Genomic DNA, 22,595 nt, shown 5'->3' with positions numbered 1-22,595 from the left:
GGTTGCCTGCTATTTTTGTTCCTTCACCCGCTCCCCGCCCCGTGCCCCAGCTCTCCGATACCGTTGTTCACCCCGACTGCCGCCATTTTCGCGGCGACCTGCCCTGCCGCCCCAACAAAACCCACAGCTACGTCTGCGAAGGCTGCTCGGTGTATTCGCCCGTCACGCAGCGCATCCTCATCATCAAGCTTGGGGCCATCGGCGACGTTATCCGGACCACGCCGCTGCTGCGCCGCCTGCGCCAGGAACGGCCCGGCTGCGCCATTACCTGGCTCACGCTCACACCCGCCATCCTGCCCCAAGCCGAGATTGAGGAGATTTTGAAGTTCGATTTTGCCAGCGCCCTGCAGCTTCAGGCCCGCGAGTTCGATGTTGTCATCAACCTCGACAAAGAGAAGGAAGCGTGCGCCCTGCTCAACACCATCCAGGCCAAAGAGAAATTTGGCTACGCCCTGCGCCCCCACGACGGCGTGGCCTGGCCCGTGAACCAATTGGCCGAGCACAAGTACCTCACCGGCATCTTCGACCAAATCAGCCAAGCCAATACCAAACCCTATGTGCAGGAAATTTTCGAGCTCTGCGGCTTCGATTTCCGGGGCGAAGAATACGTTTTCGACACCCACGACGACAGAGGCTACGACTGGAGCACCCTGCCCGCCGCCCGCCCCCGCATCGGCCTAAACACCGGCTGCGGCGACCGCTGGACCACCCGCCTCTGGAGCACCGCCAAGTGGATTGAGCTCATCCACGACCTGCAAGCCGCCGGCTACACCCCGGTTTTGCTGGGCGGCGAGGCCGAAGACACCCGCAACCGCGAGCTGCACGCCGCCACCGGCGCGGCCTACCCCGGCACTTTCCCCCTTCCCCAGTTCATCAACCTGATGAATCAGATGGACGGCGTCGTGACGCAGGTAACCATGGGCATGCACATCAGCATCGCCCTGCGCAAGCCCACCATTCTGATGAACAACATCTTCAACCCCCACGAATTCGACCTTTACGGCCGCGGCCAAATCGTGCAGCCCAACAAAGCCTGCGTGTGCTTCTACCGGGGCAGCTGCCAGTTGGGCACCAGCTGCATGGAAGACTTACCGGCCGAAAAAGTATTGCAAGCCGTACGCGAAAGCGTCGTGCGGTAAGCTTTAGCTCACCGTAAGTACCAGTGCAGAAGTAAGCGTATGCTCCGGTCCGACCAGCAGGCCCGACTCGAATACGGTTACTTCTGCCCCAGTACTTGCCACTCCAATACGGCAAGCCAGAGCTTACCGCAAATACGCCACTTCCTTCAGTGCCGCCACCATCAGCGGCCACGAAAACTGCTTTTTCTGCTCCCGCACGCCCACCTCAAAGGCAGCTTCGTGGTTCTCCGCATAAAAATTCACTACCGCATCGGCAATTGCGCCGGGCGTGGGCGGCACCACGTAGCCCACCACGCCATCGGGAATTAATTCGGCCAGCCCGCCCACATCCGTCACCAGCATGGGCCGCTCAAAATGATACGCTATTTGCGACACCCCGCTTTGCGTTGCATTTTTATACGGCTGCACAATTAAATCGGCGGCGCAGAAATAATCCACCACTTTTTCATTAGGAATAAAATCCGTCGCCCGAATAATCCGGTCTTCTAATTTATAGCGCCGGATTAATTCTTCATACGGCGCGGCGTCTTCGTAAAACTCGCCCGCAATAATTAATTTAATCGGCAATTCGGCAATTCGCTTATCTGCCATCGCCTCCAGCATAATATCCAGCCCCTTATACGCTCGGATAAACCCGAAAAACAACAGATACCCCGTCGTACCCGGCAGTTTCAGCGCCGCCAACGCCTCGCTTTTCAATTTCAGCGGCCCGAAATTATCGTACAGTGGATGCGGCCGGTACAGCGCCGGCTTCCGCCCGAAGCCCAGGTTCTGCAAGTCCTTGAGCACGCTGCGGCTCATGGTCACAAATCCATCGCAGGCGCTCAGGAAATAGCGGGTCAGCGGCCCATCGCCCGGCCGCTTCTCATGCGGAATCACGTTGTCGGTGATGGCCACCACGCGAGTGTGCCCGTTGCCACGCACCAGCCGCGCCACCGTGCCCAGCGCCGGCCCCATAAAGGGCAGCCAGAACCGAAAAATCACCAAATCTGGCCGCTCCGCCCGCAATTCCCGTCCCACCCGCACCCACGACAGCGGGTTCACCGAGTTCAAGCTGACCTCAATATCCAAATCCGCCGGTCCCGCCTCGGTACTGAATTGCGTCTGGCCCGGAAATAAGAAATTCGGGTATTGCAGCGAAAACGTCACAATCCGCACCTCATCGCCAGCCTCCCGAAATGCCCGTGCCAGCCGCTCGTTATACGTCGCCAACCCGCCGCGCAAAGGGTAAGCCGGCCCAATTATCACAACTTTCATTTTATCCAGCATTTATCAATTAACATTCGACAATTTTTATTCAGCTAATTACACAGCTGTTAATTGATAAATGTTAACTGAATTACTTCAGTCTTTCCCGTACCAGGTAATCATCGCGTTTCGGTCCGTTCAGCTGAATCATTTCGCCCAGGAATCCTGCCACAAATAGCAGTACACCCACAATTACCGCCGTCAAAGCCATAAAAAATAATGGCTGTTCCGTCACCTGCCGCGCCTTCAGATTGTGCAGCGACAGCCACACCTTCTCGCCCGTCAGCCACAGCGTAATCAGCAGGCCGAGCAAAAAAGACAACGTTCCCAGCGTACCAAAAAAATGCATCGGTGCCCGCCGAAACCGCCCCACAAACGTGATGCTCATCAAATCCAGAAACCCGAAAATGAAGCGCTCCAGGCCGAATTTAGTTACGCCGTATTTGCGCTCCTGGTGTTGCACCACCTTCTCGCCAATCTTGCGAAATCCGTTCCATTTCGCAATCACCGGAATGTAGCGATGCATTTCGCCATACACCTCAATACTCTTCACCACCCGCGAGTCGTAAGATTTCAGCCCACAGTTAAAATCGTGCAGCTGAATACCCGAAATCCACCGCGTAGCACCGTTAAATAATTTCGTCGGAATTGTTTTCGACAGCGGGTCGAACCGCTTCTGTTTCCAGCCGCTCACCAGGTCAAATTTATCCTCCGTAATCATGCGGTACAGTTCCGGCAACTCTTCGGGCGAGTCCTGCAGGTCGGCGTCCATGGTGCACACCACCCGCCCCCGCGCCGCCTCAAACCCCACGTTCAACGCCGCCGATTTGCCATAGTTACGGTTGAAACGAATGCCCCGCAAAGTGGCATCGTCCACGGCCAATGCTTCAATCACAGCCCAGGAATCATCCGTCGAGCCATCATCAATCAGGATAACCTCATAGGTCAATCCGCGCGCTACCAATACCCGCGCAATCCAGCGCGTGAGTTCAGGCAACGATTCTGCTTCGTTCAGCAGGGGAATCACGATGGAAATTTCCACCGGAAAAGCATCCGACTTATTCAAATTCAGGCTTGGAATGTTTCGTAAATGCCGACACAATAAGGGCAATCAGCAGCCCGCCCAGCACCGACCCCACTACACCAAATAGCACCATCCAGCCCGTGGTACTAAATTTTTGCATCATCACAATGCCTTGGTCAATCTGCTCATCCGTCATGCCACCCTTTGCCTCCATGTTAGCACGGGCCGTGTCTGTCATGCGGCTCATATACTCCGGGTCGATAAACTTCATATATGCGACGCTGAACATCGTCGAAATCACCCCTGAAACGCCGCTCATAAACGCGCCAATTCCAAGCCCTTCCGAGTAATTCATGAAGCCTCCATTGGCCTGCTTATACGTATTATGTGCCATCACCATGGCTCCAATCAGTACAACCAGCCCCAGCCACCGCGCCGGCGACTGGTCGGCGTGGGTAACGAACAGAATAAACGAAAAGATGACGCTCACCAGCCCTGTCAGCAGGCCGTAGCGCAAGCCCACCGAAGTAGGAGTTACCGGAGTAGCATTTGTTTCCATTGGTCTTTGGGTTAGAATGAGCCGAAAGGTAACCGGAATAATTATTCCCGCAGAAAAATCCCCGCCGGAATTGCCAGCACAAAGCCCAGCAAAAGCACCTGCGTAAAATTACTGATGGCCATATCGCCAATGTTCAGGTTGGCTACATTACGTACCTGCTGTTGCTGCGCCTTTTCACTCAGCTGCGCCTTCGGGTTTTCGCGCTGCTGAGCGCGCACAATTTCCAGCACCTCAGCCCGGTGCCGGGCCAGTGCCGGCTCACCCGCCCCGTGCGCCAGCCCAACCAAACTACTTGCCGAAATCAGCGCTGCAATCAGCACCGTGAGGGTTCCTACGCCCAGCGAGCGGCCCAGGCCAGGCCGGTTTGGCTGTAGTCTGCGCCGCAGCATCCATTCACTCGCTACGGCTGCCAACGGTACCAGCAGCTGCGCCAGCAGTTGTTTTGGCCCAAAGCCATTGCTGCCCGCCAGTTGCAAGCCAACCATCCACAGCGCACAAGCCAGCCCCACGCCTACGCCAAACCGCATCGCCAGCCGGAGCACCAGCCCCGCTTCCTCGTTGGGCGCGGTCGTGTTTAGGTTTTCAGAAGCATTAGCCATAAATCGCGCAGCAAATTAAAGTGGCAAGATACGGCCCGCAGCCCCATTGCCCGAGCTTTACAGCTACGGCCCCTCAATCAGCCAGCCACCGCCATCCGCTGTGTAGCAGTGGCCCGCTTGCCAAATCGCACCAGCAAAGCTTCTGCCAACAGCGCCAGCAGCGCCAAGGCCAAAAAGTACCGCCACAGCGGAGTACCCGTTCGCTCATCCCGAAACTTTGCCAGGCCCGCACCAGCATTTCCCGCCTCTACTACACGCACGTTGGGCCGGTTCGGTCCCACCAGTTGCCGCAGCTCCTCTGCCGAATACGCCGCTAGTTCCGATTCGCGCCGGTCTTGATTGAATGCCAAGGTAGTCAACACTTTACCCTGCCGATGCACCTGGTAGAATCCCGCCTCATTCATGCCCACCGGCAAATCCAACCGGACTTCCTGGCCCACCACCCGCTGCCCCGGAATCAAGGTCAGACTATCCTTCACTAGTTTCAAGTTCGTGGCATCTGCCGGCCCACCCATCCTTCCAGCTGCGGCCGGCAGGTGCAAGCTCACCGCCTCTTGCGTCAACTTATATGCCGGCAGCTGCTCACTTTTGTAGCTGAGCATGGCCATTCTATACATCACCGGCACAAACAGAGCTTGTGCAGTAAAATCCGAATATTCCTTGGCAAATGGTGCCGAAAACACATACACCTGTCCTGCTCCACTTGTAAAATTTGCCAGATAGCTCTCCCCATCCCGCAATCGCAAAATGTCCATTCCCGTCCGCGACCACCGCAATACGGGTGCCACCCGTGGCATGGTCACCGTCCGTGACTGTGCCCCAAATACATCTCTAAAGAACGGTTCCCTCACATTAGGCATTGTGACTTCGCGTAGTTCTGGCGTTGCCCTGGCATCTTCCCATTGCACCGTTCCCAGTCCCAAATCCCGAAACAGCTGCTCATACGATTGCCGTGCAGTCGTATGAGCCGTCGGCACCAATACCACACTCCCACCACGCTTCACTACACCTCGCAATGCATCGCGCAAACCGGCATCCAGCCTATCCACTTCACTCAGCAACACCAGATTAGCCTGTCTCAGCATCCCATAATCGATGTTCTGCACTTTGGTAAAGCTATAATTAAACAGCGGCTCATTATCATATACCTGGCGCGCCATCGGTTCCCCCCCAATTTCCAGCACACGAATAACCGCCGCCGGCCGCAACGTAAAGTAGAACGTATTGTCAAACATCACTGGCACATCCTCAGTAACCACCCGCCCCAAAGCCAGTTGTTCATCCGCAAGTTGCACCTGCACAACCGATGCCACTGCCTGCCCCGCTCCCACCGTCACCCGAAACGCCGCCACTTGCCGATTCCCCAAAAACACTTTTACCGGACAATCGGAAATCGCTGCCCGTCCACCATTCCGCAGTCGAATATGCATCGCCACGTTAGTGTGCATCCGCAAAAAAGCATCATCAACCCATATACTATCTACATAAATATTACCCATTTCCCGTCCACTCAATGGCACAAGTATTATTTCTCCATCAGTAGCCAGCTTATTAAGCATACCAACCGAAAATGCCGTCTTCTGAAAGTCGGAAAATAAGTAGGTCGAGCTACCACTTCCGAATCCATTCCCAACAACATACTTATTAACAAAAACCGCTTTCGAAGTAGGACGAAGTTCATCCAACTTATTATCATAAGCAGCCTTAGATAATAAACCCGGTCCTGCATTCAATAGTCGCAACTGATTTCCTGCTTCATTGCCTATCCGCCGAGCTTCACCCACAGCTTTATCCAACAATGAGCCAGATTCAGCATCAGACAATTGCATACTAAAAGAGTTATCTACCACCACATCAACTCCGCTAATACTCCTCTCATCCATAGCCGGAATAAACGGCTGACAAAAAACGAGCACCAAAGCTGCCACCGCTGCCACCCGAGCGAGCAAAATAAGCCATTGTTGCACCTTCCGATGACGTGTCGATAAAAGTTCGACCTGTCTAATCACGGCTGTGTTAGTAAACAGCACTCGCCGCGGCCGCCTCAACTGCAATAGGTGTATGACAACGGGTACCGCAACAGCGAACAAGCCCAACAAAAACCAAGGATATAACAAGCGCATCTGTTGGAGAAGAAATTATTACAGCAGGTTGATAAGTAGCCAGCGACGATTTACAAATATGACAATTTAACTCAAAAAGCATACATGAGAACCAAGTACGGGGCAGACAGCAAAAATCCTCTTGGTTGCTGGTGAAAGCATCCAAGAGGATTTCCTGTTGTAAGGTTGGCGGCGACCGACTCTCCCACCGGTGAAGGCAGTACCATAGGCGCACCGGGGCTTAACGACTCTGTTCGGAATGGGAAGAGGTGAACACCCGGGCTAAAGCCACCATTGCTGGCGGGGAGTGTGCGTGTTCTATTGCCCTGCTTGCGCAGGAACACACTCCTCAATAACTCGACATAAGGGGACAAAAACGAAACGTATTGTGCGCGCTCGACGCCATCCTCGCGGATGAAAAGAAGCCCTCGGCCACTTAGTACGGCTCAGCTATTCTATTTCTAGTTTTTCACCTGCCGCCTATCAACGTCGTCATCTCCGACGGGCCTTCCATTGGGAAATCTCATCTCCAGGTGAGTTTCGCACTTAGATGCTTTCAGCGCTTATCTCGTCCCAGCGTAGCTACCCGGCGCTGCACCTGGCGGTACAACCGGCGCACCAGCGGCTGGTCCATCCCGGTCCTCTCGTACTAAGGACAGGTCCTGTCAAATTTCCAACGCCCACCACAGATAGGGACCGAACTGTCTCACGACGTTCTGAACCCAGCTCGCGTGCCACTTTAATCGGCGAACAGCCGAACCCTTGGGACCTTCTCCAGCCCCAGGACGTGACGAGCCGACATCGAGGTGCCAAACCTCCCCGTCGATATGAGCTCTTGGGGGAGATCAGCCTGTTATCCCCGGCGTACCTTTTATCCTTTGAGCGATGGCCCTTCCATGCGGAACCACCGGATCACTATATCCGTCTTTCGACCCTGCTCGGCTAGTCGGCCTCACAGTCAAGCCCACTTATGCTATTGCGCTCTGCGTACGGTTACCAAGCGTACTGAGTGGACCTTTGAAAGCCTCCGATACTCTTTTGGAGGCGACCACCCCAGTCAAACTACCCAGCAGCCACTGTCTCCCGGTATTCCGGGATTAGGCATCAGGCACGGCAAGGGCGGTATTTCAACGTTGGCTCCCCGAGAACTAGCGTCCCCGGCTCAGCGCCTCCCGCCTATGCTACACATGCCGAACCCAACACCAATGGCAACCTATAGTAAAGGTGCACGGGGTCTTTCCGTCCCGTGGCGGGTACTCGGCATCTTCACCGAGACTACAATTTCACCGAGCTCACGGCTGAGACAGCGCCCAGATCGTTACACCATTCGTGCAGGTCGGAACTTACCCGACAAGGAATTTCGCTACCTTAGGACCGTTATAGTTACGGCCGCCGTTTACCGGGGCTTCGATTCAAACCTTCGCCTTGCGACTAAGTTCCCCTCTTAACCTTCCGGCACCGGGCAGGTGTCAGACCTTATACGTCCGCTTGCGCGTTAGCAAAGTCATGTGTTTTTGTTAAACAGTCGCCTGGGCCTTTTCACTGCGGCTTCTCGTCTTGCAACGAGGAAGCGACCCTTCTCCCGAAGTTACAGGTCCATTTTGCCGAGTTCCTTGGCCGTGATTCACTCGAGCGCCTCAGGATACTCTCCTTGACTACCTGTGTCGGTTTGCGGTACGGGTAATAATAGCATTAAAACGCTTAGCAGGTTTTCTTGGCAGTCCGATTAGGCACACTATCCGCGTGACCCGAAGGTCGTACGGTACTATCAGCTTTCGGCTAGGTCCGCGTACTTAACTACGGTCCCAATACCTACGGCCTTCAACGGGCACTTCCGTCCGCCCGCGGTGCTTTCACTTCTGCGTCACTGCATCACTTGCTACCATTAGTACAGGAATATTAACCTGCTGTCCATCGAGTGCACCTTTCGGCTTCCCCTTAGGTCCCGACTAACCCAATTCCGATTAGCGTTGAATTGGAAACCTTAGTCTATCGGCGTGCGGGTTTCTCACCCGCATTATCGTTACTCATGCCTACATATGCTTTTCTCCACGCTCCAACATGCCTGACGACACGCCTTCACCGCAAGGAGAATGCTCCCCTACCACGTGATGGTCTTGCACATCACATCCAAAGCTTCGGTACTAGATTTGATGCCCGCGTATTATCGACGCCCGCTCGCTCGACCAGTGAGCTGTTACGCACTCTTTAAAGGAATGGCTGCTTCCAAGCCAACCTCCTGGCTGTCAAAGCAAGTGGACCTCCTTTGTTCAACTTAATCTAGATTTAGGGACCTTAGCTGTTGGTCTGGGTTCTTTCCCTCTCGGCCGGGGACCTTAGCACCCCAGGCCTCACTGCCGTGTATAGCCATTGGCATTCGGAGTTCATCAGGATTCGGTAGGCTCTGACACCCCCTAGTCCTATTGGTAGCTCTACCTCCAATGACCTCAACCACGACGCTGTACCTCAATACATTTCGGGGAGTACGAGCTATTTCTCAGTTTGATTGGCCTTTCACCCCTACCCTCAAGTCATCCAAATCCTTTTCAACGGAAACTGGTTCGGTCCTCCAGTGCGTGTTACCGCACCTTCAACCTGCTCAAGGGTAGCTCACAAAGTTTCGCGTCTACCCCCCCCGACTGCACGCCCTATTCAGACTCGCTTTCGCTGCGGCTCCGCGCCTTAAAGCGCTTAACCTTGCCGGGGAGGAGTAACTCGTAGGCTCATTATGCAAAAGGCACGCTATCAGGACACTAAATCCCTCTAACTGCTTGTAAGCACACGGTTTCAGGTTCTTTTCACTCCGGTATTCCCGGTTCTTTTCACCTTTCCCTCACGGTACTAGTTCACTATCGGTGTCTCAGGAGTATGTAGCCTTAGCGGATGGTGCCGCTCGATTCAGACGGGGTTTCTCCGGCCCCGCCCTACTCAGGATCCCACTACCGTGAATCAGAATTGTCGCTTACCGGACTCTCACCGTCTATGGTGCCGTTTCCCAACGGCTTCAGCTAACTCGATTCAATCAGATGTTGTGGTCCTACAACCCCGGATTGGCCGTAACCAACCCGGTTTGGGCTCCTCCCCGTTCGCTCGCCACTACTTGGGGAATCATTGTTATTTTCTTTTCCTGCAGGTACTTAGATGTTTCAGTTCCCTGCGTTTGCCGCCGCCAGTCAAGCTGGTCAGCTCTCACATCTTCCATGTGAGGGGTTGCCCCATTCGGAAATCTGAGGATTATCGGGTATGTGCCCCTACCCCCAGCTTATCGCAGCTTATCGCGTCCTTCGTCGCCTCTGAGACCCTAGGCATCCCCCGTGTGCTCTTTCTTACTTCTTTTTCGTAAACGCTGCTTCTATTACTAGAAGATGCTTTCTCTATTACTAGAGCAAGCGCGCTACGCTTCGTTTTTGTTACCCCTTACGTCAAAGAACGTTTGTCATCCTTGTGTTTAATGACTTAGTGAATAGACTCCTGTTGAGTTTATTCGATGTTATAATGGTGGAGAATAACGGAGTCGAACCGTTGACCCCCTGCGTGCAAGGCAGGTGCTCTAGCCAGCTGAGCTAATCCCCCGAGTTTCGTATCCAGCAGCAATCCCGCTAGTTACAGTGGGCCTGCGTGGACTCGAACCACGGACCTCTACATTATCAGTGTAGCGCTCTAACCACCTGAGCTACAAGCCCGGGTTTCGACGATACCCGAAGGCAAGCGTAGAATCCGTATTCAGAAATTATTTGAATGAGGAAATAAACAAAGAGTAAGTACCAAGCAGTACCAATTATCGTGTAACATCGTGAGCAAGGCCGCTCCAGAAAGGAGGTGATCCAGCCGCACCTTCCGGTACGGCTACCTTGTTACGACTTAGCCCTAGTTACCTGTTCTACCCTAACTGGCTTCGTTGCGGAGCACCAGCTTCAGGTCTACCAAACTTCCATGGCTTGACGGGCGGTGTGTACAAGGCCCGGGAACGTATTCACCGCGTCATTGCTGATACGCGATTACTAGTGATTCCAGCTTCACGGAGTCGAGTTGCAGACTCCGATCCGAACTGAGAACGGCTTTTCGGGATTGGCGCACCATCGCTGGTTGGCAACCCGCTGTACCGTCCATTGTAGCACGTGTGTAGCCCTAGGCGTAAGGGCCATGATGACCTGACGTCGTCCCCGCCTTCCTCACTGCTTGCGCAGGCAGTCTGTCTAGAGTCCCCATCATTACATGCTGGCAACTAAACATAGGGGTTGCGCTCGTTGCGGGACTTAACCCAACACCTCACGGCACGAGCTGACGACGGCCATGCAGCACCTTGCTTTGTGTCCCGAAGGAAAGGCTCATCTCTGAGCCGGTCACGCGCATTCTAGCCTAGGTAAGGTTCCTCGCGTATCATCGAATTAAACCACATGCTCCACCACTTGTGCGGGCCCCCGTCAATTCTTTTGAGTTTCACTCTTGCGAGCGTACTCCCCAGGTGGGATACTTAACGCTTTCGCTAAGCCAGTGACCATCTATCGCCACCAGCGAGTATCCATCGTTTACGGCGTGGACTACCAGGGTATCTAATCCTGTTCGCTCCCCACGCTTTCGTGCCTCAGCGTCAGTTACAGTCTAGGCAGCTGCCTTCGCAATCGGTGTTCTGGATACTATCTATGCATTTCACCGCTACAGTATCCATTCCGCCACCCTCGTCTGTACTCAAGTCCTCCAGTTTCCAGGGCAGTTCCACTGTTGAGCAGTGGGCTTTCACCCCGGACTTAAAGAACCGCCTACGCACCCTTTAAACCCAATAAATCCGGACAACGCTTGCACCCTCCGTATTACCGCGGCTGCTGGCACGGAGTTAGCCGGTGCTTATTCATCAGGTACCGTCAGTAGAGGACGCATCCCCTTTTTTCTTCCCTGATAAAAGCAGTTTACGACTCAGAAAGCCTTCATCCTGCACGCGGCATGGCTGGGTCAGACTCTCGTCCATTGCCCAATATTCCCTACTGCTGCCTCCCGTAGGAGTCGGGCCCGTATCTCAGTGCCCGTGTGGGGGACCAGCCTCTCAGCTCCCCTAGCCATCGTCGCCTTGGTGAGCCGTTACCTCGCCAACTAGCTAATGGCACGCAACCCCATCTGAATCCAATAAATCTTTAACTGTTACTTGATGCCAAGCTGCAGTTTTATGCGGTATTAATCCGCCTTTCGGCGGGCTATCCCCCAGATTCAGGTAGGTTGGTTACGCGTTACGCACCCGTGCGCCACTATCTCTATTGCTAAAGACCGTTCGACTTGCATGTATTAGGCCTGCCGCTAGCGTTCATCCTGAGCCAAGATCAAACTCTCCATTGTAAAATGTTCTACACCAGTTCGAAAACTGGCTGATGTCGAGTGCTGACCTTGCTCACATATTGACATTATGGTCAAATTCGTTTCGCTTGGTTTGTTTCACTGCTTTTCTTCCGAGGAAGAAGCAAGTGGAACACTTACTATTTTGTCTATTTCCGTCATTCAAAGAACGTGTGATGTTTCCATTTGAAACATCAGTGTGGATTGCTTTTCAATCCGTTATCGTTATAACTGCAGCGCTTTGTTCGTTTTGGGAGTGCAAAGGTAGCAATAATTTCTTACTTTCAAAGTTTTGGGCGAAAAAGATTTAATTTTTTTCGATTCATTTTCAAGTTTGAGCGCTTCCGATTGAAGCGGGCTGCAAAGATACGGCGGCTTTTTTCGGCTTTCCAAGAGATTCGAGAAATAAATTTCGAGGCTTGTGAGCTTAGCGAGGAATAGACAAGCTAGTCGTTGCAGTAGTTCCGTAGGGTTTCAATTTCTACCAGCAACTTGTGTTTTTGGCGTAACCCGTAGTCCGTTTGACGTTTTGGGACTGCAAAGGTAGGAGGAGATTTTGGGGGAGCAAACTGTAGTGCACGAAATAGGTGGAACAAGGTTGTAAGTGGCTGATTATTGCGGCGAAAAGTTTCAATTGAAATGGCTGGATGTGGAGACACGGAGATAGATACCTCTTTCTGGTGTTAGCTGATGGCAGCTTTTATCATTTCCCATATCAGTTGATGACTGCTGCAATTAAGCTTTGAGGCGTCAAGCAGAGATAAATCGGTGCTATTATTGAGAAGGGATGATTCCTGCTCTTGAAGGCGAAAAGCCCCGCGAATGCTTTCTCCTCATATGGAAAAGGCAACTCGCGGGGCTTCGTCCGTGCTTCAATCGAACGGATTTATCGATTTTGCAGGCTTAGCGGTGGAGGGTGCTGACGCGGTCAGGGCCGACGCTGACGATGCGGATAGGGACCTGGAGCTCGCGTTCGAGGAAATCGAGGTAAGCAACTAGGTTAGCGGGGAGCTGGGCGGCGTCGGTGATTTGGGTGAGGTCGGTGTTCCAGCCGGGGAGGGTGATGTACTCGGGGGTGACGGTGGTGAGTTCGCCGGGATCGGGCAGTTGGGGGGTGCTTTCGCCGGTGGCGGTGCGGTAGTGGGTGCAGGCCCGGATTTCGGTGAAGGCGTCGAGGACGTCGGCCTTCATGAGGTGGAGCTCGGTGACGCCGTTGAGCATGATGGCGTAGCGGAGGGCGGGCAGGTCAATCCAGCCGGTGCGGCGGGGGCGGCCGGTGGTGGAGCCGAACTCGCGGCCGGCTTGGCGGATTTGCTCGCCCACTGCATCGTGGAGCTCGGTAGGGAATGGGCCGCTGCCGACACGGGTGCAGTAGGCTTTGGTGATGCCGTACACCTTATCTATATGGCGGGGGGCGATGCCGAGGCCGGTGCAGGCGCCGGCGGCAATGGTACTGGAGGAGGTGACGTATGGGTAGGACCCGAAGTCAATATCTAATAAGGAGCCTTGGGCACCTTCGGCTAAGATGCGCTTACCTTGGGTGAGAAGGTCATTGAGGAGGTACTCGGTGTCGGTGAGTTGGAGAGTGCGCAGGAATTCGACAGCAGAGAAAAAGTCGGCTTCGAGGGCTTCGATTTCGAGCTCTTTGTGGTTGTGGGCGGCGATGGCGGCGTGCTGGGCCACGGCTTCCTTGTAACGCTGCTCGAAATCGGGCAGTAGAATATGGCCGACGCGGAGACCCACGCGGCCGATTTTATCGGAATAGGTGGGGCCGATGCCCTTGAGAGTGCTGCCGATTTTGGTGTTGCCGCGGGCCTCTTCGCTGATGCGGTCGAGGGCGCGATGCGAGGGCAGAATGAGCTGGGCCTTCTTGGATATGTAGAGGTTTTTGGACCAATCTACTCCCCTATCGGTGAGTTTCTGAAGCTCCTGGCGGAATACGACGGGGTCGAGCACGACGCCGTTGCCGACGATGTTGAGGATGTGGGGGTGGAAAATACCGCTGGGAACCTGGTGCAGGACGTGCTTGACGCCATCGAAAAACAAGGTGTGGCCGGCGTTGGGGCCGCCCTGGAAGCGGGCTACGGCATCGTAGGTGGGCGCTAATACGTCTACGATTTTGCCTTTGCCTTCATCGCCCCATTGGAGGCCTACTAATACGTCTACTGGCATGTTGGGTTGATTGGTCCTTCACCTCCCTCCCCCCCCGGCCCCCTCTCCTTTGGGAGAGGGGGAGCCTGACGGACTGGGCTGGGTGGCAGGATGACTTTATAAATGAGTGAAATTTGATTTCTGGATTGGGGCAACTGATTCTAAAGGGAACGCAGCCTTGGAGATGGGGCAAAAAAATGACCGCCTAAACGGCGGCCGGAATTAGGAGCTGGCGGGCGGCGGCTTCGTCGTCGGCAACGGTGAAGATATTGTTCAGCTTCGTGATAGCCAGCATCTTTTTGGGGTGTTCGGCTGGATTGATAAGGACCATCTCGCCGCCGCGGCTGCGGAATTTGGTAAGGAGCGAGACGAGGACGCCAATACCGGTGCTGTTGATGTAGCGAATTTCGGAAAGGTCGACGGCGCACTGGTTGAGTTCTTCGCCGAGGTGCGTGTTAACGGATTGCAGAAGTTGGTCGGTGTCGGGACTGCCGATGAGGTCGCCGGTGAGGCGCACAAACAGGATTCCGTTGTCGACGGTGCTGGTGGTGGTCATGCGTGGGAGTTTCGAGCGGCAGCTTGGGCGCGACAGTCCCCGCAAATGCCGTACAGATTTAAAGAATGATGCAAGATATGGAAGTTCAGGAGGTCGCCGACCATGGTTTGGATGCCGTGGATGCGGGGGTCGCAGAATTCCACCACTTTATGGCATTCGGTGCAAATGACGTGGTCGTGCTGGCGGTAGCCGTAGCTCTTTTCGTACTGGGCGAGGTTGCGGCCGAATTGGTGCTTACTGACAAGGCCCTGCTCTACTAATAAGTCAAGCGTATTATAAACGGTGGCGCGGCTGACCTGCAGGCCGCGCTCTTTCATGCCGGCGTAGAGCTCGTCGACATCGAAGTGGCCGGAGCGGGCGTAAATTTCTTCGAGAATGGCATAGCGCTCACCGGTTTTGCGGAGGCCTTTGTTTTCGAGGTGGGCAGTGAATAGCTTCTTGACTTCTTCGAGCTTGTCGGTATTAAGGGTAGCCTGGGAGGCGGCGCTGGGCGTATGCTTAGCGGCGTAGCCGGTTTCGGACGAGCCGCCCGTGCTTTGTCCAACCGCATCGGCGGAGGGATTGGGCAAGGTTGGGACGGCGGTGGGTTTGTTCACTGTATATATAAGGAGTGATGCGGTGGGACAAAAGTACGGCTGTTCTGATAGAACGCGTCCCCCGGTGCGCCTACTGCTCGAAATAGAGGTGGTAATGGTTGGCACAGCCGGGATTAAAGGCGGCCTGACAATGCGGGCAGGTACTATCGCAGCTTAAGTAGCGGGTGATGGGTAAGGTTTGGTGGCAGTTGCCACAGTAGATGGCTTCGGCTTGGAATTCGGCTTTGAGCCATACTTCGGCCTCGTGGTTAGCGGCTTCGTTGTGGCACTGAATACAGGCGTAGAACTCGCCGCAACACTTATGCCGGATGGCGATGATATCACGCTGGGAGTGGTAGTGAGCGCACTGGGTACGCTCGTTCACGGCGGTGCCGTGAATGGTGATGGGCGCTGTGTTTTTCACTTTTTACGAGTCAAACCGCTCGACCTGGAGCACCCCATCGACTTTTTTGAGGCGCTGGATGAGCTTGTTCAAGTGGTCGGTATCGTTGACGAAAACCATAATCTGGCCTTCGAAGAAGCCATCATCGGCGGTGATGGTGATGGAACGCATGTTGACCTTGAGGCTGGTGCTGATGATGCGCGTGACATCGTTGACAAGGCCCACGCGGTCGGAACCTTTGAGGCGGACGCCAGCGAGAAAGGCCAGTTCGAGCTGCTCGGTCCACTTGGCGCGCACGATGCGGTTGCCGTAGTTCGACATTAAATCGACGGCGCGGGGGCAGCTGGTGCGGTGGATGATAAGGCCCTGGTCGGTTTCGAAGCCGAACACGTCGTCGCCGGGAATGGGGTTGCAGCAACGGGCGATGCTGTAGTTGAACTTGTCGGTGTGCTCGCCGACCACCAACATATCCGGTTTCACGCCCCGAATTTTTTGGACCTCGTTGTCGAAGGTTTTGGGTTCGAGCACGGCCGGCAACGGCTTTTCGGAGGTGAAGAGCGACTCGCGGATGACGCGGCCGTCAATCTGGCCCACGGCCAGGCGATAGTAGAATTCCTGGGCGCTGGGGGCGTTGAAATAAGCCAGCAAGCGGTTGAAGTTGTCCTGCGTGAAGGGCACGTCGATGAGCTCCAGGCGCTTTTCGAGCAGAAAGCGGCCGTCTTCGGCCTTGGCCCGCTTGTCGTCGCGCAGGAAATCCTTGATTTTGGAGCGCGCCTTGGTCGTGATGACGTAATTAAGCCATTCGGCCGTGGGGCGCTGCTTGTGCGAGGTCAGGATTTCGACCTGGTCGCCGTTGTGCAACTGGTAGCTGAGCGGCTCCAGCTTCTGGTTTACCTTGGCCCCGAGGCAGTGCATGCCGATTTGGGAGTGAATATCGAAGGCAAAATCCAGCGCGGTGGCTTTGTCGGGCAAAATCACCAGCTTGCCCTTGGGCGTGAAGGCATAAACCTCCTTCACGAACAGGTTCTGGCGGAACTCATCCATGAATTCGAGGGCGCTGGAGTTATTCGACTCCATCATCTCGCGCACTTTGTTCACCCAGCCTTCGAGCGAGCTTTCGGGCTGAATGCTGCCGGTATCCTTGTATTTCCAGTGCGCGGCGTAGCCTTTTTCGGCAATGTCATCCATGCGGCGCGAACGAATCTGCACCTCTACCCACTGGCCGGCGCGCGACATAACGGTGGTGTGCAGGCTTTCGTAGCCGTTGGCTTTGGGGGTGGAAACCCAGTCGCGCAGGCGGTCGGGATTGGGCTGGTAGAAATCAGTCACAATGGAATACACCTGCCAGCAAGCGGCTTTCTCCTGCTCCGGCGGCACATCCAGAATCACGCGAACGGCAAACAGATCATACACCTCATCGAAGGTGATGTTCTGCTTCTTCATCTTCTTCAAGATAGAGTAGATGCTCTTGGGCCGGCCCTTTATCTCGTATTCGAAGCCCTGGGCCTTCAACTCGTCATCAATCGGCTGCACAAACTCCTTAATGAAGCGGTTGCGGGCAGTCTGGCTCTGGCGCACCTTGGCGCGAAGCTCGTTGTACGTCTCGGTATCGGTGAACTTGAGGTACAAATCCTCCAGCTCACTCTTTATAGTATAGAGGCCGAGGCGATGGGCCAGCGGCGCGTATAGGTACAGCGTCTCGGAGGCTATTTTCAGCTGCTTATGGCGCGGCATCGAATCCAGGGTCCGCATGTTGTGCAGCCGGTCGGCGATTTTGATGAGAATCACGCGCACATCCTCGCTCAGCGTGAGCAGCATCTTGCGAAAATTCTCCGCCTGCTCACTGGTGCCGTATTCGAATACGCCCGAAATCTTGGTGAGGCCGTCGATAATGCGGGCCACCTTAGGACCAAACTCGCGCTCGATGTCGGAAATTTCGGTGGGCGTATCCTCCACCACATCGTGCAGCAGCGCCGCCACAATGCTGGTAGTACCGAGGCCGATTTCCTCCACCGCAATCTGGGCTACAGCCAACGGATGCAGAATATACGGCTCGCCCGACTTGCGGCGCATCTCCTTATGGGCCTCCAGGCTCTGATTAAACGCTTTTTTAATGAGCTTGGTGTCGCCATCTTTCAGGTACGGCTTGGCGGTGCGCAGCAGGCGGCGGTAGTGACGCAGGATTTCCTGGCGTTCGGCTTCGGGAGAGATAACGGGAGGCATAATAGGTAAAGTAACAACGCCGGGGCGGAAAAGGTGTAACAACCATGCACCGCAGACGCTGCAGATACGCGCAAATGGCGCTTTGGCGGTGCTTATGTTCTCCCGTACAGATTCACAGCAACTCCGGCGCATATTGGCATTGCGCGCAAACACTTTCCCGAGTACCTTTGCGGGCCCGTAGCAAACGGCTGCGGCGCCCTCTATGCGGATATGGCGAAATTGGTAGACGTGCCAGACTTAGGATCTGGTGCCGCAAGGCGTGTGGGTTCGAGTCCCTCTATCCGCACTTTTATCTGATGCAGGCCTTCAGTCGTATAGGCTGGAGGCTTTTTTTTCAACCTTTCAATCTGGCCGGCAGCAGTCGGCTCCCTGTTTTGAACATTACTCTCGACAAGAACGACGAGCAGCTGACCGGGCTGCTGACGGTACACCTGACCGAAGCCGACTATGCGCCCGCCGTCGACAAGCAGATTAAGGAATACACCAAGCGTGCCCAGGTGAAGGGTTTCCGGCCTGGCATGGTGCCCGTGGGCATGGTACGCAAGATGTACGGCAAGGGCATCATGGGCGAGGAGCTCAACAAAGTGCTCAACACGGCGGTGGATTCTTACATTAAGGACAACGGCATTAAACTGCTGGGTGAGCCCCTGCCCCTACCAAACACGGTGGATTTCGATACCGCTAAGGAATTTGATTTCCAGTTTGAGCTGGGCTTGCTGCCCGATTTCGAGCTGCCCGCCGACCTCGCCGTGGAGCGCCACCAGGTGAGCCTCGACGACGAGACGCTGGCCCAGACCAACGAGCAGATTGCCCGCCAGTACGGTGAGACGACCAACCCCGACGAGTCGGAGGCGGGCGACTACCTCTTCGGCAAGCTGAAGAAGGCGGGTGAAGAAGCTGAGGGCCGCACCATCCTGCTGCCCATCAGCAAGGTGACCGGCGACTCAACCCAGTTCATTGGCAAGAAGGCGGGCGATGTGGTGACGTTTGACCTGCAGGCGGCTTTCAGCAACGACGCGGCTTCGATTTCGAACTTCACCGGCCTGAGCAAGACGGAGGCTGCTGAGGCGACCGGCGACTACGAGATGAGCGTGGAGAAAGTGAACCGCACGACTGCCCCGGAAATGAACCAGGAGCTGTTCGACAAGGTATTCGGCCCCGAGACGGTTTCGAACCAAGAGGAATTCGATGCCAAAGTGCGCGAAACCATCCAGTCGAACTACGACCGCGAGAGCGACGGTGCCATGAACAACAGCATCGTGGAGCAACTGGTGGAGAAAACCACCATCAAGGTGCCCACGGAGTTCTTCAAGAAGTGGCTGGTGCGTGCCAACGAAGGCAAACTAACGCCCGAAAAGGTAGAAGAGCACTACGCCGACTACGAGAAGGAGCTGAAGTGGAGCATGATTCGCAACAAGGTGGTGGAAGATGCCGACCTGAAAGTGAGCAATGACGAGATTGTGGACCGCACGCTCGACAAAATCATGGGCCAGTTCAACATGCCGAACATGCCCGACGAGATGCGCGAGTCGATGCGCAGCTACGCCAGCGAATTCCTCAAGCAGGAGAACGGCAAGAACTACGTGAGCGAGTACGAGGCCATTCTGGCAGAGAAAGTAATCGAAAACCTGCGCGGCAAAGTTGTTGTTACCGACAAGCCCGTAACGGCCGAAGAATTCCGGACTCTGCACAGCTAATCACTGCGCAACCCGATTTTTGGAAAAGCCCTTACGGAAACGTAGGGGCTTTTTTTGTTGGCATCCTGCCAATATTCGCTTTCTTCGTTCGTCTTTAGTAACCTTACCAGCGCAAGCTAAAGCATGCGCTACATTCTCACCTGTGCCAGCGGAAGCGGCGCTACATTTTTCTCCCATGAATCCATTACTGAATAGACAAGAGTTTCGCAAGTTTGCGGTGAAAGGACAGGGCCTGAGCGGCCTGGGCGTGGACCAGTACCTGAACCACATGGAAGGTCAGGTGCGCAACGGCATGATGCTGCCCACCAACATGACCCGCTCGGTGATTGAGGAGCGGCCGCAGAACTTCCGCGAAATTGACGTGTTTTCGCGCTTGATTATGGACCGCATCGTGTTTCTGGGCACGGCCGTGGATGACTACATCGCCAACATTCTGACGGCCCAAATGCTGTTTCTGGAGTCGGCCGATGCCAAAAAGGACATCCTGCTCTACATCAACTCGCCCGGTGGCTCGGTGTATGCCGGCCTGGGTATCTACGACACGATGCAGTACGTGAACCCCGACGTGGCCACGATTTGCACCGGCTTAGCGGCTTCGATGGGTGCCGTGCTGCTGGCAGGTGGCGCTCCGAACAAGCGTTCGGCCCTCCCCCACGCCCGCGTGATGATTCACCAGCCTTCGGGCGGGGCACAGGGTCAGTCGTCGGACATCGAGATTACGGCCCGCGAAATCCTGAAGCTGAAGAAGGAGCTGTATGACATTCTGGCGCAGCACACTGGCAAAACCTATCAGGAAATCCACGACAACTCGGACCGCGACTACTGGATGCGGGCCGATGAGGCCAAAGAGTACGGCCTGATTGATGAGGTACTGGAAAAGAAGAAAGTCTAACCGCTGACTTTCGTGAATTTGACGGCTTCCGGCAGATTCACCTAGCGATAAAAAGCTCCTGTTGGTTCAACGGGAGCTTTTTTGTTGCGCCGGGCTTTGCCCTTGAGCAGCACCGATTTCATGGGGCAGCGTGCGTTGCTGCGCGCCGGCCCTGACGAATGCAATGGCACCATTTTTCTGGCCGCCGACGTTGGGCATGTCGTATCTTTGGGCCCGCTTGTTTTAAAACCTGCCCTTCCACCCTATTCTATTCCTTTTTCCGTGGCCGAAATATCCTGTTCCTTTTGCAATAAGAGCAAGCGCGAAGTCGCCGTTATGATTTCGGGTATCAATGCTCACATTTGCGAAAAATGCGTGGGCCAGGCCCAGCACATTCTCGACGAAGAAGCCAAAGCCCAGGACGCCAGCCGGCAGCCCAAATTCAACCTCATCAAACCCAAAGCCATAAAGGACCACCTCGACCAGTACGTGGTGGGCCAGGACGAGGCCAAGCGGGTGATGGCCGTGGCCGTGTACAACCACTACAAACGCCTGATGCAGGAGCCTCAGGAAGATGAAGTGCAGATTGAGAAGTCGAACATCATCATGGTGGGCGAAACCGGTACCGGCAAAACTTTCCTGGCCCGCATGCTGGCCAAAATTCTGCAAGTGCCCTTCTGCATTGCCGACGCCACGGTGCTAACTGAGGCCGGCTACGTGGGCGAAGACGTGGAGAGCATCCTCACCCGCCTGCTGCAAGCGGCTGACTACAACCTTGAAGCGGCCGAGCGCGGCATCGTGTACATCGACGAAATTGATAAAATTGCTCGCAAGAGCGACAACCCCAGCATCACGCGCGACGTGAGCGGCGAGGGTGTGCAGCAGGCGCTGCTGAAGCTGCTGGAAGGCACCAACATAAACGTGCCGCCCCAGGGTGGCCGCAAGCACCCCGAGCAAAAGATGATTTCGGTGAACACTGAGAATATCCTCTTCATTTGCGGTGGCGCGTTCTCGGGACTCGACCGTATTATTAAGAGCCGTCTGAATACCAAGCCGATGGGCTTCGCCAAGACGAACCTCGATGAGCAGGTGGACACGCAGAACTTCCTGCGCTACGTGTCGGCCCAGGACATAAAGAGCTTCGGCCTGATTCCGGAACTGATTGGCCGCCTGCCGGTACTCACCCACCTAAACCCACTGGACCGCAGCACACTGCGCCTAATTCTGACCGAGCCCAAGAACTCGCTGGTGCGCCAGTACAAGCGCTTGTTCGGCATGGAAAACATCGAGCTCAGCTTTACGGAAGATGCGCTGGAATACATTGTGGAGAAAGCCGACGAGTACCGCCTCGGCGCGCGCGGCCTGCGCTCCATCTGCGAGAGCATCATGACCGATGCCATGTTCGAAATGCCATCGGAGGAAGGCTCCGACGCGCTGCAAATCAACCTGAGCTACTGCCGTAGCAAGTTTGAGAAGTCGCCGTTGCGGCATATGCGGGCGGCGTAGGGCTTTTGGTAATGAGAATTTAATGCTGAGTAGTCAGCCTCTGGGAATGGGAAGTTCGGTTTGGGCCGGGCTTCCCATTTTTTTTGACTTACTTCGGACGATATGGGGATTTTCTCTTTTTTATCTCGCAAGCCGGTTATTATGGAAGACGGCTTTTTTGGCCGGCTCACCCAGGAATCGTGTGACTTCAGTGCTTCCCGCGTCTGTTGGTACGCAGAGAGCGTCTTGTTTACTCCGATAGGCGATACAATAATGTGCATGATTGATGCTGAAAGCACCAGTTCTCTATTGGCACAATGCAGCTTCTTTAAGCAGTTTGAAGAATTATACTCGGAAGTGTTGCAAAAAATCAGGCTTATTGTTGAATCAGAGGTTCAGTGGATGGCTCTTGATGTTCCGATTATAGATTTTGAGATGACCCACCGGCTGGCCGGCCTCACTATTCCACAATTAACCAGTAAACCTGTGAAATGGGAGCTTTGGTTTGAGCCAGTAGATACCCAGCAGTGGGGCTATACCGTCATAGTTGATATGATTGATAACATACCCCAACCAGGCATTGGCATCTCAGCTTGACATCGAAACAGTCGCGTAGTGTATTTCTTAGTACGGTGAGC

The 22,595-nt window shown here is 54.9% G+C and carries 15 protein-coding genes, 3 tRNA genes and 3 rRNA genes; 6 read left to right on the top strand and 15 right to left on the bottom strand.

Annotation, left to right across the window (positions count from 1 at the left end; all coding sequences use genetic code 11):
• Positions 1–41 precede the first annotated feature (41 nt).
• Complete coding sequence (locus KQ661_RS09830; RefSeq protein ID WP_216686308.1) at positions 42–1,139, top strand: glycosyltransferase family 9 protein; 1,098 nt, start codon at positions 42–44, stop codon at positions 1,137–1,139.
• 123 nt (positions 1,140–1,262) lie between these two features.
• Here the strand turns inward: KQ661_RS09830 and KQ661_RS09825 are convergent, their stop codons facing one another.
• From KQ661_RS09825 to KQ661_RS09755, 15 genes are all read right to left on the bottom strand, one after another.
• On the bottom strand, positions 1,263–2,396 hold the full coding sequence (locus tag KQ661_RS09825; RefSeq protein WP_216686307.1) for a glycosyltransferase: 1,134 nt from the start codon (positions 2,394–2,396) through the stop codon (positions 1,263–1,265).
• An 82-nt stretch (positions 2,397–2,478) separates the two neighbouring features.
• Positions 2,479–3,429, bottom strand: a complete 951-nt coding sequence (locus tag KQ661_RS09820) for a glycosyltransferase family 2 protein (protein ID WP_168675275.1) — start codon at positions 3,427–3,429, stop codon at positions 2,479–2,481.
• Between the two features lie 16 nt (positions 3,430–3,445).
• Positions 3,446–3,970 carry a DUF4199 domain-containing protein gene (locus tag KQ661_RS09815; RefSeq protein WP_216680454.1) on the bottom strand — a complete coding sequence of 175 codons (525 nt, stop codon included), beginning with the start codon at positions 3,968–3,970 and terminating at the stop codon, positions 3,446–3,448.
• A gap of 41 nt (positions 3,971–4,011) precedes the next feature.
• Positions 4,012–4,569: a DUF4199 domain-containing protein gene (locus KQ661_RS09810; RefSeq protein ID WP_216686306.1), complete on the bottom strand. Its 558-nt coding sequence runs from the start codon at positions 4,567–4,569 to the stop codon at positions 4,012–4,014.
• A 77-nt stretch (positions 4,570–4,646) separates the two neighbouring features.
• On the bottom strand, positions 4,647–6,692 hold the full coding sequence (locus KQ661_RS09805) for a BatA domain-containing protein (protein ID WP_216686305.1): 2,046 nt from the start codon (positions 6,690–6,692) through the stop codon (positions 4,647–4,649).
• Positions 6,693–6,855: 163 nt separating this feature from the next.
• A 5S ribosomal RNA gene (gene rrf, locus KQ661_RS09800) occupies positions 6,856–6,967 on the bottom strand.
• Between the two features lie 120 nt (positions 6,968–7,087).
• Positions 7,088–10,007: ribosomal RNA gene (locus KQ661_RS09795) — 23S ribosomal RNA — on the bottom strand.
• A gap of 160 nt (positions 10,008–10,167) precedes the next feature.
• Positions 10,168–10,244 (bottom strand) — tRNA-Ala (locus KQ661_RS09790).
• A gap of 36 nt (positions 10,245–10,280) precedes the next feature.
• A tRNA-Ile gene (locus KQ661_RS09785) sits at positions 10,281–10,354 on the bottom strand.
• Between the two features lie 129 nt (positions 10,355–10,483).
• Positions 10,484–11,999 (bottom strand): 16S ribosomal RNA (locus tag KQ661_RS09780).
• Together the 16S, 23S and 5S rRNA genes with 2 tRNA genes alongside form the textbook arrangement of a ribosomal RNA operon.
• 900 nt (positions 12,000–12,899) lie before the next feature.
• Complete coding sequence (locus tag KQ661_RS09775; protein ID WP_216680451.1) at positions 12,900–14,168, bottom strand: adenylosuccinate synthase; 1,269 nt, start codon at positions 14,166–14,168, stop codon at positions 12,900–12,902.
• Between the two features lie 184 nt (positions 14,169–14,352).
• Complete coding sequence (locus tag KQ661_RS09770; RefSeq protein WP_216680450.1) at positions 14,353–14,703, bottom strand: STAS domain-containing protein; 351 nt, start codon at positions 14,701–14,703, stop codon at positions 14,353–14,355.
• A complete protein-coding gene (locus KQ661_RS09765; protein WP_216680449.1) occupies positions 14,700–15,272 on the bottom strand; it encodes a Fur family transcriptional regulator in 573 nt (190 codons plus the stop codon). The genes KQ661_RS09770 and KQ661_RS09765 overlap by 4 nt, the downstream gene beginning before the upstream one ends.
• Before the next feature lie 97 nt (positions 15,273–15,369).
• Positions 15,370–15,702, bottom strand: coding sequence for a CHY zinc finger protein (locus tag KQ661_RS22110; protein ID WP_216680448.1), 333 nt, complete (start codon positions 15,700–15,702; stop codon positions 15,370–15,372).
• 3 nt (positions 15,703–15,705) lie between these two features.
• Complete coding sequence (locus KQ661_RS09755; RefSeq protein WP_216680447.1) at positions 15,706–17,904, bottom strand: RelA/SpoT family protein; 2,199 nt, start codon at positions 17,902–17,904, stop codon at positions 15,706–15,708.
• Between the two features lie 204 nt (positions 17,905–18,108).
• On the opposite strand from KQ661_RS09755, the gene KQ661_RS09750 reads away from it, so the two are divergent.
• The 5 genes from KQ661_RS09750 (at position 18,109) to KQ661_RS09730 (ending at position 22,554) form a co-directional block, all read left to right on the top strand.
• Positions 18,109–18,190: transfer RNA gene (locus tag KQ661_RS09750), tRNA-Leu, on the top strand.
• An 88-nt stretch (positions 18,191–18,278) separates the two neighbouring features.
• Complete coding sequence (tig, locus tag KQ661_RS09745; RefSeq protein WP_216686304.1) at positions 18,279–19,601, top strand: trigger factor; 1,323 nt, start codon at positions 18,279–18,281, stop codon at positions 19,599–19,601.
• A gap of 175 nt (positions 19,602–19,776) precedes the next feature.
• Positions 19,777–20,493: a ClpP family protease gene (locus KQ661_RS09740; RefSeq protein WP_262898297.1), complete on the top strand. Its 717-nt coding sequence runs from the start codon at positions 19,777–19,779 to the stop codon at positions 20,491–20,493.
• A gap of 261 nt (positions 20,494–20,754) precedes the next feature.
• Complete coding sequence (clpX, locus tag KQ661_RS09735; RefSeq protein ID WP_216680445.1) at positions 20,755–21,978, top strand: ATP-dependent Clp protease ATP-binding subunit ClpX; 1,224 nt, start codon at positions 20,755–20,757, stop codon at positions 21,976–21,978.
• A gap of 102 nt (positions 21,979–22,080) precedes the next feature.
• On the top strand, positions 22,081–22,554 hold the full coding sequence (locus KQ661_RS09730) for a hypothetical protein (protein ID WP_216680444.1): 474 nt from the start codon (positions 22,081–22,083) through the stop codon (positions 22,552–22,554).
• Positions 22,555–22,595: the final 41 nt, after the last annotated feature.

Origin of the sequence: Hymenobacter siberiensis, from assembly GCF_018967845.1 — a bacterium.
Classification (GTDB): domain Bacteria; phylum Bacteroidota; class Bacteroidia; order Cytophagales; family Hymenobacteraceae; genus Hymenobacter; species Hymenobacter siberiensis.
The sequence above is the reverse complement of the archived record's forward strand: the minus strand, read 5'-3'. Positions and strand labels throughout refer to the sequence as shown.